Annotated in this window: 20 protein-coding genes; 1 reads left to right on the forward strand and 19 read right to left on the reverse strand. The window is 48.8% G+C overall.

The window, feature by feature from the left end; translation table 11 throughout:
- Positions 1-27: 27 nt before the first annotated feature.
- Both L3D05_RS16900 and essC read right to left on the reverse strand, forming a co-directional pair.
- Positions 28-279, reverse strand: a complete 252-nt coding sequence (locus L3D05_RS16900; protein WP_239617478.1) for a methyltransferase — start codon at positions 277-279, stop codon at positions 28-30.
- Positions 272-4,894: a type VII secretion protein EssC gene (gene essC / locus L3D05_RS16905; protein ID WP_239617479.1), complete on the reverse strand. Its 4,623-nt coding sequence runs from the start codon at positions 4,892-4,894 to the stop codon at positions 272-274. The genes L3D05_RS16900 and essC overlap by 8 nt, the downstream gene beginning before the upstream one ends.
- Before the next feature lie 211 nt (positions 4,895-5,105).
- Here essC and L3D05_RS16910 point away from each other — a divergent pair, with 211 nt between their 5' ends.
- Positions 5,106-5,489, forward strand: a complete 384-nt coding sequence (locus L3D05_RS16910) for a hypothetical protein (protein ID WP_239617480.1) — start codon at positions 5,106-5,108, stop codon at positions 5,487-5,489.
- Between the two features lie 3 nt (positions 5,490-5,492).
- Here L3D05_RS16910 and L3D05_RS16915 read toward each other — a convergent pair whose 3' ends face one another.
- From L3D05_RS16915 to L3D05_RS16995, 17 genes are all read right to left on the reverse strand, one after another.
- Positions 5,493-5,849: a hypothetical protein gene (locus L3D05_RS16915; RefSeq protein ID WP_239617481.1), complete on the reverse strand. Its 357-nt coding sequence runs from the start codon at positions 5,847-5,849 to the stop codon at positions 5,493-5,495.
- Complete coding sequence (locus tag L3D05_RS16920; RefSeq protein ID WP_239617482.1) at positions 5,839-6,090, reverse strand: hypothetical protein; 252 nt, start codon at positions 6,088-6,090, stop codon at positions 5,839-5,841. The genes L3D05_RS16915 and L3D05_RS16920 overlap by 11 nt, the downstream gene beginning before the upstream one ends.
- A gap of 15 nt (positions 6,091-6,105) precedes the next feature.
- A complete protein-coding gene (locus L3D05_RS16925; RefSeq protein WP_239617483.1) occupies positions 6,106-6,786 on the reverse strand; it encodes a hypothetical protein in 681 nt (226 codons plus the stop codon).
- Positions 6,783-7,751: a M23 family metallopeptidase gene (locus L3D05_RS16930; protein WP_239617484.1), complete on the reverse strand. Its 969-nt coding sequence runs from the start codon at positions 7,749-7,751 to the stop codon at positions 6,783-6,785. Before L3D05_RS16930 ends, L3D05_RS16925 begins: the two co-directional genes overlap by 4 nt.
- A gap of 57 nt (positions 7,752-7,808) precedes the next feature.
- Entirely contained in the window at positions 7,809-8,783 is a 975-nt protein-coding gene (locus L3D05_RS16935) for a hypothetical protein (protein WP_239617485.1), read from the reverse strand.
- A 7-nt stretch (positions 8,784-8,790) separates the two neighbouring features.
- Entirely contained in the window at positions 8,791-9,240 is a 450-nt protein-coding gene (locus tag L3D05_RS16940; protein WP_239617486.1) for a hypothetical protein, read from the reverse strand.
- A gap of 16 nt (positions 9,241-9,256) precedes the next feature.
- Positions 9,257-9,544 carry a hypothetical protein gene (locus L3D05_RS16945; protein WP_239617487.1) on the reverse strand — a complete coding sequence of 96 codons (288 nt, stop codon included), beginning with the start codon at positions 9,542-9,544 and terminating at the stop codon, positions 9,257-9,259.
- A 13-nt stretch (positions 9,545-9,557) separates the two neighbouring features.
- The gene (locus L3D05_RS16950) at positions 9,558-9,977 is read right to left on the reverse strand and encodes a hypothetical protein (RefSeq protein WP_239617488.1); all 420 of its coding nucleotides are present in this window, start codon (positions 9,975-9,977) and stop codon (positions 9,558-9,560) included.
- A complete protein-coding gene (locus L3D05_RS16955) occupies positions 9,977-10,387 on the reverse strand; it encodes a hypothetical protein (RefSeq protein WP_239617489.1) in 411 nt (136 codons plus the stop codon). The genes L3D05_RS16950 and L3D05_RS16955 overlap by 1 nt, the downstream gene beginning before the upstream one ends.
- A 5-nt stretch (positions 10,388-10,392) precedes the next feature.
- Positions 10,393-10,830, reverse strand: coding sequence for a hypothetical protein (locus tag L3D05_RS16960; RefSeq protein WP_239617490.1), 438 nt, complete (start codon positions 10,828-10,830; stop codon positions 10,393-10,395).
- 118 nt (positions 10,831-10,948) lie between these two features.
- Positions 10,949-11,530, reverse strand: coding sequence for a hypothetical protein (locus L3D05_RS16965; RefSeq protein WP_239617491.1), 582 nt, complete (start codon positions 11,528-11,530; stop codon positions 10,949-10,951).
- Between the two features lie 188 nt (positions 11,531-11,718).
- Positions 11,719-13,716, reverse strand: a complete 1,998-nt coding sequence (locus L3D05_RS16970) for a hypothetical protein (RefSeq protein ID WP_239617492.1) — start codon at positions 13,714-13,716, stop codon at positions 11,719-11,721.
- A gap of 21 nt (positions 13,717-13,737) precedes the next feature.
- Positions 13,738-15,567 carry a CpaF/VirB11 family protein gene (locus L3D05_RS16975; protein WP_239617493.1) on the reverse strand — a complete coding sequence of 610 codons (1,830 nt, stop codon included), beginning with the start codon at positions 15,565-15,567 and terminating at the stop codon, positions 13,738-13,740.
- Positions 15,568-15,616: 49 nt separating this feature from the next.
- A complete protein-coding gene (locus L3D05_RS16980; RefSeq protein WP_239617494.1) occupies positions 15,617-16,408 on the reverse strand; it encodes a CpaE/TadZ family protein in 792 nt (263 codons plus the stop codon).
- Positions 16,405-16,977, reverse strand: a complete 573-nt coding sequence (locus tag L3D05_RS16985; RefSeq protein ID WP_239617495.1) for a hypothetical protein — start codon at positions 16,975-16,977, stop codon at positions 16,405-16,407. The genes L3D05_RS16980 and L3D05_RS16985 overlap by 4 nt, the downstream gene beginning before the upstream one ends.
- Positions 16,977-18,008: an SAF domain-containing protein gene (locus L3D05_RS16990; RefSeq protein ID WP_239617496.1), complete on the reverse strand. Its 1,032-nt coding sequence runs from the start codon at positions 18,006-18,008 to the stop codon at positions 16,977-16,979. The genes L3D05_RS16985 and L3D05_RS16990 overlap by 1 nt, the downstream gene beginning before the upstream one ends.
- Before the next feature lie 59 nt (positions 18,009-18,067).
- A complete protein-coding gene (locus tag L3D05_RS16995; protein ID WP_239617497.1) occupies positions 18,068-18,655 on the reverse strand; it encodes a hypothetical protein in 588 nt (195 codons plus the stop codon).
- Between the last annotated feature and the right edge of the window lie 279 nt (positions 18,656-18,934).

The following is an 18,934-nucleotide window of genomic DNA, read 5'->3' on the forward strand; positions in this document are numbered from 1 at the left end:
TGATTTGCTCCTCTCGGATTGGGTTTATTATATTAACATCAGCCGAGAGCCATTATAGAGTCCAAGCTCTATGGCTGATTTGTTAATATCGAGCAGAGTGCCGGTTTGCATGTCGCACATAATCGCGTTCTGCGAAGCGACGAAATAGCCGTCCGACAATTCGATGAACGCGCCGATCAACAGCGCTTCGATCTCATGAAGCCTTAGCGTGATCGGAATGAATACGTCATACTTCTGGTTAATCGAAGGCAGATAAATCTCTACGATAATCTTATCCATAGGCTTCCACCTCCGAATCCGACGACAGCGAGGACAACAGCTTCACGAGAACGGGTTTGCCCTTCGAGATCAAATAGCCGAAATCCTGGCCGATCTCTTGGTACATATCCGTCGACATCTTCGCAATCTTCAACTGATATTGCTCGGTAATGCCGTTGCCGATCCAGATAGCGTCGCTTAATGATACTTTGCTCGTAAACCAATTCTCGTAGGCGACGGAGGATATGCTGGATACGGAATCGCATAGAACGAAGCTGACATTATACTGGGTCTCGCCTTTCTCGAACAGGACCTTGAGCTTGTCCCTGGAATCGTCGGAAATTCTGGACATTAAAGACGACAAGGAATCGATAATGCAAGTCAAGTTCTCGAATGCCGGTGGTTGATCTCCTCGTTCGAGCGCTTCCTTATATGTGTTGTTCCTGTTGACCAGTGTGTTAAACAGCTGTCCGATCTGATCGTCCAGTTCGGATTGAGATGTCACGTACGTGTAATCCATTCCGGAACCGCCTCCGCGGAAGTGGCCTTCCGGATCCAGCACGACGATATCCGACGTCTCTTTCGCCGCAGATACTTCGGCCAAGCCTTGAATAAAGCTCGGATTATCGTTGTTCTGCGAAAGCACGAGATTGATATAGGATTGGTTGAAATCGTAATACGCGACCTTCAAGCTATTCTTGTCGACGCCGATCGGAACTCTCGGCTCCCGGCTAATCTTGATCTCGTTCTCGAATTCGAGCACGTTGACCTTGTCGGGCAGAATCGGAATCTTAGCAGCCCCCGGCGCTTGCCATGCTTGCTTACGTTCTTCGCATAATTTCCGTAGATTGTCGAACGTTCGATCCGCTTCGCGGTCGACATGGGCGATCTGGAACTCGTACACGCGATCCGATTTGTATATCCCTCTTCCCTTATGCTTGGAAGGGTACAGCCCTTCGACGTTGCCGAGCACGCTCGAATAGTCGCTCGGATCGTTCAATTGCAGGACGTAGAGCTGTTTGAAATTTTGCAGTATTCTGTATCTAATGGCGTTAGTATTGGACGCGGTCAATATAAAGTACAGACCGTATTTCAATCCTTCGCGGGTTAGATAAGAGATCGCTTCTTCCTTGTCTTCGTAAGTTTCCGCAAAAGCGGAATAATTGTGAATGATGACAACGAGCGCCGGAAGCTTATCAGGGCTGGAACGGATAAACGAATGATAATCCCCGCCGTATTCCGAGAACCGCTTCTTGCGCGATTCGACTTCCCGGTACAGCATCTTGAAGAAGTTGTTGATCTTCTCCGCATCATGGGACAACAGCACATCGCCGACATGCGGCGCCTTAGCGAAAACGCCGAGCGTCTCGGAACCGAAATCGAGCAAATACATATTCAATTCGGCAGGTGTATGGTCTTTAATCAACGCATAGGTCAACGTAGTGATGAAGGTCGTCTTGCCGTTGCCCGCAGCGCCGTAGATGATCGCATTCCCCTCCCGCGTTAACGGGAAAGTCATTGCAAATTGCCTTTGCGTCGTCGGATCGTCGACCTCCCCGATGAGCGGATTGAGCACGTACGGCGTAGCATCGGGAAGCCCGTATTTCGCTTTCAGCTCGTCGACGACGATCATTTCAGGAATGGGCTCCAACCACAGCGGCCGGACTTGAATGTTTTCTTCCTCCGCGATGGCGGATAAATACTTGTTGATCTCGTCGATCTGTTTCGGCGGATTGCGGAACATTGCCCTCCGTTTATCCGTCTTGACTTGTTTCGTAATCCGTCCAAGGTTGTCGACCACGGCGACGCTCTCGTCTCGAAGCTTCTCGATGCGATCCGCAGGATAATAAGGTGCGCCCCCCCATGCCGATTGACCGAGATCGAACAACTCGTTAAAGCCGACCTGTACGAAATACCTTCCCGTAACCGATAACTCCGCCGCATCCGGGCGCTTGATGACGTCCATGCTGTCCGCCTTCTCCTGCACCTTGAGACAGATTCTGAATTTACTGTTGCTCCAGATCTGATCATCCACGACGCCGGAAGGCTTCTGAGTAGCCAAGATAAGATGCACGCCCAAGCTTCTGCCGATCCGCGCGGCGCTGACGAGCTGCTCCATGAATTCCGGCTGCTGCGTCTTCAACTCGGCGAATTCGTCGGAAATGATGAATAGATGCTGCAGCGGCTCCGTGACCTGGCCTTCGCGATAGAGCTTCTGATATTTGTATATATCGATGTTACTGATACTGACTTGTTTGCTAGTGTCGCTGAAGATCGCTTGCCTGCGCTTCAGCTCGCTCTGGATCGAGATGAGCGACCGCTTCACCGCGGCGCCGTCCAAGTTAGTGATCGTTCCCGCCAGATGCGGCAAGTTCTCGAAAGCATTGGCCATGCCGCCGCCTTTGTAATCGATCAGAATAAACGCCACTTCATAGGGATGGTAATTGACGGCGAGCGATAGAATGAAGGTCATGATGAATTCGCTCTTCCCCGAGCCCGTCATCCCCGCGATCAAGCCGTGCGGTCCATGGAACTTCTCGTGCAAGTCGAGCTTGAACTTCTCTCCCGTCGTATCCACCCCGATCGGAGTTTCCAACGTTACCGTCGGATCGTTTTCCTTCCAACGGGTTAACGCGTTCAAGTGCTCGATCTTACCGACTTCGAACATTTCCAGGAAGGTTAGCATGTTCGGCAGTGCATAAGACGATGAAGCCGAATCCAATTCCGTGTTCGCAAGAATGACTGCCAGATCGTGCTCGCTCTGCTTATAGTAGAAGTCCGGCTGGAACGCGATATGCTTGCCGGTAATGTCGTCTTTATCGTAAATCTTCGATAATCCGCCTCCGAATTCGACGACCATCGAGCACTCCTTGGGCAACTTATTCAATTCGTCGTAGAGGTACACGACGCTGAATCCGTGATTTTTCTTATGCTTCAAGATTGAATTGATCATTTCCGCTTTGGCGGCTAAGCTCTTATTCAGGGCGAATACGATGTAATGAGGACTTTGTTCGGCGAGCTCCTCATCATTGGAAATCTCTTCGCGCCGAGAGATCTCCTTCTCGAAGAAAGCAGCTAGTTCTTTCACCTCGCTGGTGCTAGTCGCCAAGAAGCGAATGCCCTGCTCCCTGTTCCATACGTGCGGCAGCCATTTAACGAAATCCCAGACTTCCTGTTCCTTTTTATCGTAGATAAACACCAGCTTAAGCTCGTCGTAGCTGTGCAGGGCGACTAACTGAAGAATGATTCCCTTGACTAAGTCGGTGACGCTTGTCCGGTTGCCGATAAAGCCGCTGTTCCAATCCTCCATCAAGCTTAGCGTGATCGGAACTTGCTCCAGTACTTTCGGCTGTTCGGCCAATTTGTATAACGCGTCTTGCAGGTCGTCGTCATCCATCGTGAATCTTTTCTCCGGATATTTGATATCCGCCTGCAGCGGAAGCTGTCCCAGACCTAGACGAACCTTCAAGAAATCGTTATGGCCATGGCTTCTTTCCCACAGATTCCGTTGCCGGAGCTTGATGCGTTCGACGCATTTATCGACGGTCACGTGATTCTCATGCAGGATCTGGCTTTGGCGGACGCTTTCGTTGACAATTTCCTGGCTCATCTGGTCGATGTAAGCCCGGTATTTCTCCTGCCGCAGCTTCTCCCTCTTGATTCGCTTCTTCGTCTCGTGCTTTCTCGTTAAGATCGGCCACAGAATCGTTCCGAGCAGCATGCTGAACGACATGACCATCGTCGGCATGGCGCTCTTGACGCTGCCGGTCGAGCTCATCGCATTCTGCAACGAGAAGATCCCCATGAATACGGCGGACATCCCCATCGTGAGCGATGGCCCTAACATCAGCATTAACGGCGTCTGTTCCTGATTACCCACGGACGGCGGCGGATCGATCTTGATTTCCTTGCTGGCGATGTCTTTCTTGAATCTCGGCGAACGGAAAAACGGAGTGCTCACGGAGACGTCCTCGTCGTCGCCGTCCTCGTCGTCTGCCGGAATCGCGGCTTGTTTGACTAGCGGCCTGAGTACGGATTGCTTGTAAGACATCTGGCCGTCCGGATTGTTGATCGCGATGAAGCCCTGCCCTACGAGAATCTTAAGTCCGATGATATAGATGATATCTCCCGGCTTAAGCGTCTTGCTCTGGACCCTCGTTCCGTTAACGAACGTTCCGTTAGAGCTGTTCAAGTCCTGTATAGTCAGCGTGTTGCCGGCAACGAGAATTTCCGCATGCCGTGACGAGGCGAATTTATTAGCGAAATGAATGTCGCAATTATCTGCTCGTCCGATCACGAGTTCGCCCTGCGTTGGCAGGATGAGCTTCTCGAACGTCTTCCGGTCTTCGGAGATCGGCTCCGAGTATAACCATACCGTTTCGTTCGTATTTTTGAGGATCAGGCTGTAAAAACAAGGTGCTTCCAGAACGAGTTCTTTGACCCGTTGGTGTCCCCGGTCCTGGATGATCACGTTTTTGTTCGACTTCAGAATCCATTGGCCTTCGACGCCCTCGGCGCTAATGACTCTTTCCTCAAACCCTTGCGCGTTCGTGTGCGTCACCCAGTATTGACCCTTTTGTTTTTCAGGTAGGACACAGGTATATAATTCGTTTTCTTTCAATAACGATAGCTGCACGCCTGTACCCCTCCGTCATATGGAAAAATATACATTTGTTACGACTAAACTATCACAAAATTTTGAATTATTCGACAATATTCAGGAAAATTTGGGTAAATTTTATAAAAATATGATGAATGAATGGATATCATGCAGGACTTTTGGGATCTAAAGCAAATTATTCAGTAGGATACAATGATTTGTTTGCCAAAAGGAGAGTTGAAACCTTATGAAAACGAGCGAGTTGACCGCCGCTGAATTCGCTGCCCAATTCGGAGCGAGCCATATCGTACCCGGACCGTTCGCTTATTTTGCTTGCGATAACGGACTAGGCGTTATCAGAGATAACCGCGACAGAACGATCGAGATCGTTAACGCAACCGAGAAAAATATCGCCGAGTTCAGCCCCGAGGACGAATTGCTTCTGCTGGCCATGGTGTGCGGGGAGTATCGTGAGGAAGTAACCATTCCTCGAAGCGATACGGTCTTCGATTACGAAGAAAGAGATCGTAAGACGACTAAAAAATACAACGCCATACGGATAACGCTTAATCTGTTGTTGTCGCTCTGCATCAGCTTAGCTTTAATACTTATCTTCGTGCTGATAGACTAGCGATTATTTCTTCAAATTCGCATTGTAAGGGATAGCGCCCGTCGGGTGATCCTTGGTCGAAGCTCCCTGGTCGTCCTTGGCTAAGTAGGCCGCGCCGGCCAGCTTCTCCTCGACGAATTTGCTGTTGTTTTCCAATGAAGATTTGACGTTGGCGATCTCTTCAGCCACATGAATGATCGCGTTGCGAGCCTCCACGTAATGGTCGGAGAACGCCCCGCTTTGGAACGCCGGGTCGATAATCTGGGCAAGCTGCTTTTGTATCGTCTGCATGCTTGCGGTCGCCCTCTGGTCGAACCTGCGGCTAGCCGAATAGAGCTCGCGAATTTGCTTGGGATCTAGAATTTTCGTCTTACCGCCCACTGGAAACCCCCTCCATCATTTCTTTAAGTTTGACGCGAAGATCCTCTAGCAGCTCCGATAGCTTAATGAACTCTTCCGTTAGATGCTCGTATCGATGTTCGATAATCTTAATGAACGTGAGATCAGAATCGGTGGAAGCTTGACTATATATTGCCTTAAGCTCTGCCGCCTCCTCGCATAATCCGTTTAACTCGTCGGCGATGCCCGACAACGCTTCCCCTAGCGTCAACTCGTAACTCATACCTGACCCTCCTAGCTATATGAGCAAATTTTTCGTCGCGCTTTTTTCTTTTTCCGATGGACCTTTGGCAGCCATAGGAAGTTCCGGCTCTTTTACGTGGGAGTAGCCCGCAAGAATGCCCGTGGCATCTAACGGAGTCTCCGTGCGGATCATGCCTCCGATGGAACCGATTGAGCCTCCTATGTTCACGTTGCCGGACATTCCATTCATCATTAGAGCTAATCTTTGCGCGGATAGCGTCAATAGATCGCGTTGTTCATAGGGCATTGCCGACATGAAGAAGCTTTCCCAAGCCAATTCGTACTCTTCCTTGATCGATAGCGTGAAGGACACGCTCTTGCGTACTTCCGGGGGCTTAAGTATGAACCCACGTACGTTAATCATCGCCGTGATCACATGAAGCGCCCCGCAGCACAACTCCATGTCCTTTTCTATCGTTCCTTCGATCAGGTTAAGGTAAGGAGCAATAATATTGAGCGGCTTCGGCGTTTGCTCATAAAACCAACGTACCGTTTCTTCGTTATTGCGCGAGCCTCCGATCAATTCGGCCAACGTTTCCGGATCCTCGTAACGGTCGGACAAAATCACCATCTGGTCGTAGACGTCCCTATGAATGTAGAAATACCATTCGCCCTTGGTCAGCACTAACGTGTTGATCACGACGGGCATGTATCTTTCTTTCGATGCAATGATCATTCGGACTCTCCCTCCCAATGAGTTAATATGATGCCGGGATCTACCGTCTTTCCGTTAATATATACCCCGAAATGCAAATGCGGGCCGGTCGATCTCGAGCCGGTGCTCCCCGATTTGGCGATGATGTCGTATTGGGTAACTTTCTGGCCCTTCACGACAAGGCTTTCAGAGAGATGTCCGTATAGCGTCGTAATACCGCGACCGTGGTTCACGATGACATAATGGCCGATAGATTCGTTCTCGGAGGCTACTTCTACCACACCGTTAAACGCCGCCAAAACATAAGTGCCCTCCACAGCGGCAATGTCCATCCCTCTATGAAAAGTGACTGAATCCCTCGTAATCGGATCTAACCGGATTCCATAGGGAGACGTTACCCGCACGGGGATTTCAAGCGGTGATTTGAAGTTCGTAATCTCGCCCAAATCGGGATTGTCGAGCGACTTCTCATACCTCTTCCGCTGCGTTTCCACCTCTTTGCCCAATTGTTCCATTCGGATCTTGTCCTGCTCGATATTTTCGGTTGTTACGAGCGGTACCGGATGACTCCGTTCCGCCACTCCCTCTCGGGCAGCCCTTATATTTTCTTGCTTGGACATCAACGTTCTGTACTTCGTATCCAACTCTAAGATATAAGAGACGGATTGTTCCTTGCTCTGATCCATCAAGAGCTCCGTCTGATGAAGCTCGTCGTCGATTCGATAGATTTCCAGATCAAAATCAGCCAGCTTTGTTTCGTTGTTATGATCGCGCAAACCGTTAGCCTCGGATAGCATCGTATTCGTATTGAATGTAAAAAGCGCATTCGTATAATCGTCTTCAAACAAGCTCAGCTTCGCGTTCTCGATGACGGGATCGTCGACGGAAATGCCGTATTTCTTAAGTAAGACGGACGCGTTCTCCGCATGAACGATTGCGCTTCCGACGAAGAGAAGCAAGATCGCGATCGGGATGGCTCTGAACAAGGTTATCCCCCCTTTCCTTCTAGTCGAGAGACGTTTATCATAAAATCTTGCATTCGTTTATTTGGTCATATACTTCAAATCGATATAATATCCGGCAGCTGCCGCCTCCTTGAAAGTCGTGAACAAGTCATCTACTACGCTGCCTTCCGGCACCTTATCGGCGTATGCGTAATAGTGGATTCCATCCCGAACGTAACCGGCGATCATTCGGGCTTCCTCGATTTTAGTTCCTGACAAGCTGAAACCGCTAATCGGTCTTGACGTTGTTAGATTAACCCCTTGAACCAGCACGAGGAAGCTCGGTCCTTCGATCGGATTAACGCCGGTGGTGGTCGTCAACTGGCTGGGAATATAAAAGGAATTGCGCCAATTCACATTTTCTTCGTTGATCTCGTTGATGCTGTTGGCCATATCCGCGCTTACGAGATTATTCATTAAAGTCCTCGCTCTAAGCTCAGTGAGACCTGGCGGCAATCCCTTCGGTTTCGTAAGACTGTCCGCAGTCATTCTTAGAGAGTCCTTCAATCCCATATTCAGAGCGTAAGTCGCGTCAGGCCCTTCATATAAATACGGAAGCTTCATTCCGAATATGAGATCCCAGTCCCCGTCGTTAACCTCCCGCCCCGGATTATCGGGATAATTGCCTCCGCCGTTACGAACGAGTTGGTGAGTGGCCAAATAATATCCGTCACTGGTAGCTACGGCCGCTACCGGAATAAAATCCTTGATCAATTGTTTGTTCCGATCCGTTGGCATCATATCGTAGTTAAAGCAAAAAACTTCAAGGAAGGCATTGAGCGCTAGCTGCGGATCGACCGTGAAAGTCGACTTGCCGTTGGTATAATCCATATCGAGTCTAGTCGTCTCCAGCATCGCCATCGCACCAGCATCGCTGGCATAATCAATCGCATAAGATAGCTTGAGTTGTTCGATTTCGTTTTTTTCTTTCTGCACGTATACGAGGTAACCGATGAGCAAAGCGGCAATGAACAGTCCGCTGAGCATATTGATAATTCCTAGATTCCTGCTCATCGTTCACCTACTTTCTCACCATTCCGGCCATCGTTTGATCGAACTTCGCCGGAGTGATGCGCAGCAACTGATTTTGCAATCTTTGCGCGCCGGTATAATCGATCGCTTTGACCGTCACCTTGATGATGTCCCCTTGGTTCCAAGTACTGATATCGTCGTTAAGCATGTAAGTCGTAGTCGTACCGTCGGTTCCATTCGGATTCACGACCTTCATGTATCTTCTGATCGTGGCGTCCATCGTCATGCCGTAGGAAGAAATGGCAATGTAGAAGTCTTCCTTATCCTCGGGAGTCAGTCTGCCGTTATCCGTCACTTTGTCGATAAGGTTCGTCATCTCGTTGAGCACGCTTCTGTTCATCGTCAGATCTTTGCTCATCGTATTGATAACCAGCGGACCGCCCGCAAGAATCGTGAAAGCTAGGAGTACGCCTAATATTTTATTGAATATGTCCGTCATGCTGAGGTGTCCCCCCTTACGCCCTGGCTAATCTCGACTCGTCGATCGCATACAAGATTTCCTTAATCAACACTCCGCAATAAATGCTCTCATTGCCCTCCGAATCCTTATACTTGATCATGGTAACGATTCGTCCCTTGGAGCCTTTCTTTAATGAGCCGTATATGCTTTGCTTGTACTCTTCCTTCGGGTCCAGGTATCGGAAAATATTAGTAGCGTTCTGGCCGCGGGCGCAGACGGGATCCGCGACGATAACGGAGACGCCTTTCCTGAACGAAGGGATTAATAAGCCGAACAATTTCATCAGGTATTCCTCCTTATTCCGGCTGTACGTCCCAGAACCTCATTCCGAGCTGGTCAGAAAATAATTGGAGCTTAACGTTCTCGTTTACAGGCATTGCCGTTTTTGCTTCGATTACTTTCTCCGCCTTATTGACAAAGAAATCTTCGTCTATCTTGATTTCTATTGATCCGTTAACGCTAAGCCTTATTTTGTTCGGATCGGGTCCGTATCTGTCCGCGACGGCCAGCATTAGGACTACGTCATTCGCCTTCAATTGCCGATGAACGGGAATGATCTCAGCATTGGTGACCCTTGCCGTCTTATCGATCTGAACGTCGAAACCTCCGACGTGTCCGTTGAGAAACGGAACCATAACGAACACCATAATCGGGGTGAAGATAACCAATGCGCAGATTAGCGTAATCAGGTCGAAAGCGTCATCTGATTGTTCCATTAGCGCCCCTCCGTCACTTCAACGGTATAGTAATCATAGTCAGACCTCGACGTATCTCCCGGGCTTGACACCGGCTCGACACTCAGCCTGACTTTCTTATCCAATAGCAAGGTCAAATCTTCAGTCTTCGTAATGGAAATACCAAAGGCGGTACCCGTTACGGATTGCAGCGATTCGGCGTTCTTCATCAGAAGGACGTAAGCCGAAGCTGCTGGAATGGAAGAATCATATTCTCTCATCGCTTTCAACTCCGCTGCATAAGTTCCCGCTTGATTGTCCGCAATGACCGTTTGAGCGCTTCTGCTGAAATTTTGGCCAAGCGTGATGAATAACGCCAGCATGGCGACTATGGCAGCGATGATCACCATATTTACGGTAAGATGAATCCCATGGCTCACTTCGTTATCCATCTTGACTACCTCCTGAATATGATTTGTACGATGGCTCCGTTCGGATCGCGAACAAGCTGCGAGGAGAACCTTGCCGTCGGATCGAATAGACCGCCTTCTATATTCAACTTAACCAGTTCATTTGTGCCGAACTGATCCGGATTATTCTTAGACGTATCCGCCGTCCATTCCCAAGTCACTCCTCCTAGCCCGTAAACCAATATTGCCGGCATCCCGTCGGATTCCGTAATGGCCGTTATTACGTCCGACGGATATAAATTACTCGTATCGTCGAATTGGTTGTATTTCCGATACTCCTTAATTATGGCTACGGCGTTGTCGTCCTGTTGCTGAATATTCGCGCTCTCTCGCGCGAGAGAACCAAGCGTGATGATTAAAGTGAGCACGAGGGCTGCCGTCATAGCGCTGATGCTCGCCCATATCGTCGTCGACCATTCGTTCATATCCGACTCCTCCAGATCCTTTAGCTATAAGTTTCAACTGAAATCTAGCAATTTCCATACTCTATAGGACACACGAGCCTATTAGGCTCGTGAATCCGAACAGTACAAAAAAAGAAAGTTATTGCTGCGTAAAGCAGATGCCCACGATCGTACCTGTGTTATCTTGAATGAGTTCAGCTATAAATTTGGCAGTAGGTCTAATGAAGGCATTCGTTCCGGATCTTGTTGTCTGGATCGTTACCATGTTGTAAATAATGCCGTTTGTAGTATTTAGATTTGCCGTATAAAATGCATTAGTCGCTACAGCTTTCGTCATTGCCGTCGTTGTATAAAGTAGCTGATCTCCTGTTAAATTGTTTGAAGTCGCATTGGCAAGTATTGCTCCATAATTGTGACCAATCGTAGCTGCAGCATTAGCCGGGGTAGCTGGTCTTAATGCCCGCGTTCGGACAACCATAGCCACCGGCCTTCCGTCGAACAGCTTGATCGCGGAAGTCACTTGCGTACCCGACAATATCTTCTGGTCATAATCGTCGAATTGAGCTAGCGACATCGAGTCCATCGAGTTCTGCACCGTAGTGATCCCCGAGTTCGTCGTGCCTCTCGTAAAACCCAAAATAACGAAAATAACCGAAATGATAACCCCGATAACAATGAGCGCTATGGCTATCCTCGCGCCTGATCCCAATTCACCTTCCATTGGTTACTCACTCCTCTTATTTGTAGAATCGTTTGTTACATTTTCTTGCGTCTCGTACAAATCAAGCTTTCTTGCGCGCGAACATAAAGACGCATACTCCGGCGATGATCAAGACGACAACGGCAACGATAGGAGCCCATGGCACATCGCTCAATTTGTACTCACCCCCTTAATGGAATCTGCCCCGGCTACATGTCGATATTTGATAACGCCGCCGTAAACTCTCTGAAGCCCAATATGCCCAACGGAACGAGAATATAGAGAACCGCCGTCAAGACTAACGGCGCCATCGCAAGCGGGCTGACCATCGCTCTCTTCTTGTTGAGCGTCGTTGTCTGAGAGATTTCCCGGATCCGCAGCACGTGATCTCTCTCCGTGACGAGATCGCTGAAGGCTTCGGCGAGCGTAATCTGATGAATCGTCAGGATCAGCTTGTCCACCAGCCTGCGGAAGCCAGGCAGAACGGCTTTCGCTTTCAAGCGATTGAGCGCCAAATCCGGATTCGACGGGTACTCGTGGTAGGCGTCGATCAATGCATTCTTGTGCACCCGGCTTTGACGTTCCAGCCAGAATAGCGTATCCAGCGTGTCGGTGGAGGTATTCATTAGAATGGAGATCATCGTCTGAAGCTGCAGCACGTCCTCTTCGCTCTCCGTCTTAAGCAGCCAAGTTCTACCCTTAAGCAGCAACTCCGGAATTCGGGTACAAGCCATCGCGATTCCGAACGCGATTACGATCATCCACCATCTGAAGTATGTATTATGGTAACTCTTATATTTTTCTTGCAGCCGCTTGATCTGTGCGTCTTGATCGAAGGGAGGCAGATTCGATAAGTATTGCTTGACGAAATCCTTCGTTTTGCTTTCGCTCAGCGCTGCCGGCAATTCGAGGTAAACCTTATCCATCTTTTTCCGGATTTCAATATCCTTTGCGTTCAGCTTCTCGCCGCCGACCAAAGATACCTCCTTAACGTTGGAATAAACGAATTGCTTACCGAGATTGACCGCGAAGAACATAAAGAGAATACACATAACGAATGCAATGAAGCTGAACACGATTTTACTGGCGTACAGATGCCGCAAATCCGTCATGCTGAGCGCGCCCTTAATAATTCGCTGTTTCCGCCCTCGCTTGAGCTGTTTTTTCGGAAGAATATTATTCACTATTTTGGAGAACCAAGAAAACTTCTTCAAACAGAACATCACGAGCGGATTGCGATCGTCCTTCTTAACCGATACGGCGCTATTGATCTTCACGATGACCGTGTATCCGATAATCGAGGCGAGCAAGATAACGATTCTGGAAATATAGCCGATCGGACCGTTATACATAACCGTCGTACCGGGGATGATCGATGTAAAAAATCGCTCGATAACCCCGATGGCGAATAAAGGAGCAATAGGCAAATACTCGAGAAATCCGAAGCGGGCTTTCTGAAGCGTAATTCTTCTGATTTCCAGATTCACTTCGTCCGCCAGCATGCCCATCGCTTGCAAAAAATTGGAGGAACCGTTGCTCAGCTTGGTGTCCCCGGAATTGTTCAGGATGTAGCAGACGCCGGCAAGCGTACACAACAACCGGAAAGGCGTCATCGCATAGAACTCGTCCAAGCGCCGTTTACCGTCAACATCCGTCAGAATGAGGTAAATATCCTCGAACGCCCGATGCAGTTCCGCCCCGGTTTCGGTTTCGGCGATCGCTTGCGGAATAGAGTTCAAGCGCAAATAGTTTTGCCGCAAAGATGAGATTGACATCGACATCTGCTTCAGCAGCTTATAATGCACGCTATCGACTTGCTTGGAGACGATAACGGTATTCATGACTACCGCGTACAAAAGAACGAGCAAAGTCGAGAACAAATCCCGGAAAATGATAGCTCCAGCAATAACGAGAGCGATCGAAGTAATCATCGAGATCGAATAGATTCTTACCGATAAAACCTGAATTTCTTGGTAGTTATATACCGATAGCTCGCCCATTCTTTGCTTGACTCTGCGAAAGCTGCCTCTGGATAAGAAAAATTCATCCAGAAATTTGCTGATTTTGACGTAAGTCGCAAGAGAGATGATTCCGCTTTTCCTAGCCCCGGTCAGTCTGCGTTTCTTCGCTTTCTTCCGGTCGGAGACGACAACCATTGAGATGCCCAGTATTGCCGTGAGCATGATCGCAATCAGTAGGAAGATCATAGCCGTATCGTGAGCATCGTCTCACAGCCTCCAGTTATCCAGAATAAAAGTCTTGAAATCTTTCAGCTTATCCGGCGGCATCACTTCCAGCATCTTCTGCGTCAGTTCCGTCGTAAACCAATCGAAGGTTTCGTAAGTATCCGTCTCCAGGTTATATTTCAGAATATCCCGGGTCGTGAACGATTGGCGGTCCGTCTGCCGGGTGTAGTATTCCTTCGTAATCTCGTTCATCGAATGAACGGGATTTCCTACGTCGTACTGAGGATACGGCACGCTGACATCAAGCTTGACGATCTCCGACACGCGTTCGATATATCGGCGTCCGTCCGTCGTATAGTTGAGATGAATATCCACGCGGATAACGTCGATAACCTGTTGCTCGGCGGTGATCATATTGCCCGTGAAACCGCCCGCGTTCACGAGCGAGTTCCGGATCGCATAGACGAGTTGCTCCGCCATGTTGGCGTGATGCGAGAAGATCGTGAAGATCGATGCGACCTGCCCCATCTGGATCATCCGGGCGGCGATCGCGTCGGTCGCGACTTCCCCGACGATGGAAACGGCGGCGTCGGATTTCTTGAGCGCATCCTGCAGTTCGGAAGCCGATACGTACTCGGTTTCCTGCACGGACAAAATGTTTCTCTCCGGGTATAACTCCCGTAAGTACATCTCCGGCGCCATCTCCAATACCCGCACCGTGTACCGCGGGTCGATGTACTTAACCGCCGCCGTCATCATGACCGTTTTCCCCGCGCCTTGCCGTCCGGTAAATCCGCAAGTAATTTGCCCCATCATCAAATACATGACCAGATTAATCGCCAGGTAAGCCTTGTTAACGTAAGGTTTGTCGATGAGCGCGGGCAACGAAGAATCGCTCAGCGTGAACTTACGGATAAACACGGCCCAATATTCCGCGGCCGGCGGCCTTAACGCGAGCACCCGCGATTTGTCGTACATCGTATTGACCAGATAACCGCGCTTTTCGGTCAATGGCCCCGGGTTGTTATAACGGCATAAGAGCTGCACGACACGCCTTAATTCCTCTTCCGAGTTAAAAGTGAGAAACCGAAGATGAATGTACTTTCCGTTATAATAGAGCCACACCGACCTGGGTGCCTTCATAATGTCCTTATCTTTGTTCAGCAAAGCACTTAGAATGGAACCGGACGTTCCGCAGTTAAATCCGTTGATATTCATCTCTCGTAACGTGTCGACAACGCCGAAACCCTTGTATCGCTGATAAATCATGATGGAAATGATGTCCAGCATGACGTGATACGTCAGCTCGTAATTTTTCTCCGCATATATGGCGTCGATATCCTCGTTCGAGATCAAATAGGAAGGCTGCGACTTTTCCTCGATCTCGTAACGTTCTCTCGCCAATCTATATTCGTTGATCAACTCGGCCAGCGCGTCCTTGCCGTGCGTTTTCTTATAGAAGTACATCAGGATCTCGAACTTGATCCTTTGGTCCAAGTTGCGCGCATGAAAATCGAATACCTGCAAAATATCTTCTTCCGTCTTCAGCAGATCGGCGATCAGACTTCTAATCAAGTCTTGAACGATCAGCTTCGCGGAATCGATGCCGTATACGCAGTTCTGAATCGCATCGATAATCCGTGCCCTTCGCTTATATAACGATTCGAATTCCTCATCCGCCATTCCCGCGAAACTTTCATCCTTCACCATGTCTGCGAGACTGTATTTAACGATCTCCAGAATTCTGTCCAACGTCAATTTGTCGGACAGCTCGATGTCCGGCTTCTCCCGCTTGGCCTTCAGATATAGAAGGAGTAGCAACAACACAATAGCGAGGAGGGTTACTAGGATAAGCAAAGTATTTAAATTCAAGAACGTCTCCTCCAATCCAGCCGGTCTTCACCGAGTGCGGCGCGCTCACTTATTTGTGCGGCCAAACGGTTTTTCTGCCCAAGTTCGCTAAGATCATCATGATGCATTCCTTTAGATCGTTATGAAGCTCGATGACGCGCGGATCTTTATCGAGAATAAAAGACAGGATGCTTTGCAGGTTCCCTCTATTGCTTGTCCGTCTGATGAACGGATTGTAGCTGATCTTGGCGCAGCGTCTGTGCCTCAAGCCGAGTCGCTTGGTCGTCTCCCTGAAAGCCTCGACGTACGGATCATATTGGTTAAACACGTACACGAGACCTTTGGCGTTCAGATGTTTGATCACTTCGGCCGTTTCCCAATAGGCTAGCTTATCTCCGACGTCCTTCGATTGGGTCAGGACCATAATGATCAGATCGGCATTGTCGATGACCGACTGCGTTACTTCATCGTAGATTTCCGTCGTAACGTCCGTGATGACGATCTCGTGGTTCAGACTTTCGATGGCAAACCTGATAAGCTTAGCGCTATCTTCATAAGATACCGTCTCCGAGGCCGTCTCGATCACTTGCAGATTAGGAACGTTCGGCACCTTGATGCAGTAATCCTGAATTTCGTCTCGCGAGATGGCATTGGCTTCTAGCATCTTGATAACTTGTGTTAAGTTCCTCGTCATGTCCTCCGTCGACTTTAAGCCAAGCACGCCTGCCATCGCTTTGTTGTTGTTCCCCGTATAAGTAAGGCAAGTTGATAGATTCTGCGTCTGTGCCAAAGCTACCGCCAAGAGTACGCTGATTGTCGTGCCCCCTTGCCTTCGGTCCGGAGAGATAACGGCGATATTCATTTGCCCCACCTCCTCGTCAGCAGCTTAAGAGCTGTTTTGAATTTTAGATTAAGCTCTGGCGCCAGCATTGTGGCTAGTCCCTTATTCAATTCCGGTGACGGTACTGGGTTCAGGATACGATAAGTCTCGATCTCCTCCACGTTTTTCCAAAGCGAAGCTAGCGGCGATACGTTGATTGCATCTTTCTCGCGCTTGCGGTCATAGGTCAACTTGATCGTCTTGTAATTGCCCAGAATATCTAGGAAGGCTTGCTCCTCTTCGTTAGGCGCATAGCTCTTGACGTAAATAATCTGAGACAGATTCTCCGGTAATGTATCCTGAATATCGAAGATGACATGCTCGAAATCGTCTTGCGTATAACCTACTTCTTCGAATATTTCATCCGGCGAAGCATCCGAGATAGCAATCATCATATTTGCAAGATGCCCCTGCGATTCTCCTGGCGCCAGCAGCCGCTTGTAGTGCCGGTTGTTGCTGAACAATGCGACGTCTCCGGTAGCTTGCAGCAATTTCATGAGCGCATAGATGACGGGGCGCTTATCCGTATATCCGTATACACCGATTAGCATTATTCTACGACTCCTTCCTCGACGGTGAAGGATGAGGAGTTGGATGACTTAGGCGTTCCCGAGGATGGCTGTGTCGTCGTACCCTGATCTGGCTGGGAATTCAGCGCATTCTGCGCTTGCAAGTCCATTAATGCCTTCGCGTCGTTCTCCAACTGCGTTGCCCCGCTGTCGATTTTCCCTTGTATCTCGCTTCTACCCGACGAAATCACCGATCCAATCTCTGCCGTAACACTTAGAATAGCCGCGTCGATAATTTTTCTCCTCGTATCGTTTATCTCGCCGTTGACTTGCTCTGCTACATTCGGATCAAGCATCATGATCGATTGGATGTTTTTCGGAATCGCATAGTATTCGATAGCCGGTTTCTGAATACCCGGTTCGACATACCTCGCCATATACAATGTGGCTCCATCACTCTTTTGTAGGAAATAATCGACTAATGCCGCTTGATAGAAATGAATTTCGTTTTCCGTCATCCGCAGCTTCATTGTCTTGTCATGAATCGCCTCAATGCGCTTATGGGTGAGGACGATAAAATCTTCTCCGCGCGGATAGACGATTCTGTAGTCGATATAATCGCCCACCTTGATGCCGATCGGTAGCACGTTCGCGACGACGTCGTAATCCCGGGTCGTGTCGTCGATCGGATCGTCCATGACGAAGTCCATGCTGAGCGGAGTGCCGGAATTCAATCCGATTCGGTAGTATTTGCCGATAATCGCTTCCGGGTCTAGAATAAAACTTCTCGTCAGCAATGATTGCGGTATTTCCCGAAGTTCCAAATCGGTTTCCTCGATCGTCTTGCCGGGGAACAATTCGGAAGCGCCTTCCTTCACCGTCCAGATGCCGACCATCGGACCGTATTCGTCGATTGTAGCCTGCAATACCGCCTTCTCCTCTTCGAACTTCTTGGTCATAGCCTCTTGCTTAGGTCCCCACAAAATGAAGTATTGACCGACGTTGGTCAGTATGAATAGCACTATTATGCTTATTAAGACCACAATCGTCTTCCAATTCCATTCGATATTCATATTTACATCCTCCAAGAGAATCTTAATAATCATTCACTTTGCGTTTGAACCCTGAATGCTCACTTGCTGACAAATTGCTCCGGATCGGGCAGCGGTCCTTGAATATCGTGAAATACTTTGATGCTGTTCTTCAGAACGATAACCCGGGATACGATAGCCTTTTTCTCCAAATAGATGTCGATGTAATTCGTTGTTGCGTAAAGACCTATCGTTCGCCAACCATCTTGATGCAATGTCTCCAGATAAGCCGAGGTGTTCTCTAATGTTGAATCGTATGTATAAGGAATTGACGGATGTATGTTAAGCCTTAAGCTTGACGGATCGATCAGAGAGGTTTCTGTTAAGTATGCAAATTCCGCAACGGGTTTGCTGCTGGATATCTTCATGATGGGAGCGACTTGGCCGGTTACTTTGCGTAGCGGCGTGGTCGTATTTGCGTTCGTCTCTTTAAGGTAGAGGGTATCGCCCTTCGCGTAGACGATATAATGCGAACCGTTGGCGCTCGCCTCCCTGACGATAGTTCCTTCGCTCTGCTGTTGAGCTAACGAATTCTGTTGGGCTGCCGAGTGCTGTTGGGCCAAAAAGTAGATGGGTAGAGGTATAAGCGTTAGCAGAATACCGATCACGACGGCTACCGGTTTCTTCAAAGGAGCACCACACCTTTAATCGGAGAATGGAATTTCGTAATCGCTGCTTTTAATCGCAGTCTTGCACTGAAAATTACGTTTATGATAGAATGACAAATAAGCGACTTTATGCAGTGCATCAAAGTTGCAATCACGGGAACCAATACCAGCCGACCGGCCAAAGTTAACTGGTATTGGTTTTTAATTTTTTTGAAAACATATATCCTCAAAATTGTCAATATACTATTCAATTCTTTCAATTCCTCTTGACAAGGAGAGTATAGCATCTAGTTGTTTTAG

Source organism: Cohnella mopanensis (genome assembly GCF_022352055.1).
Lineage (GTDB): Bacteria > Bacillota > Bacilli > Paenibacillales > Paenibacillaceae > Cohnella > Cohnella mopanensis.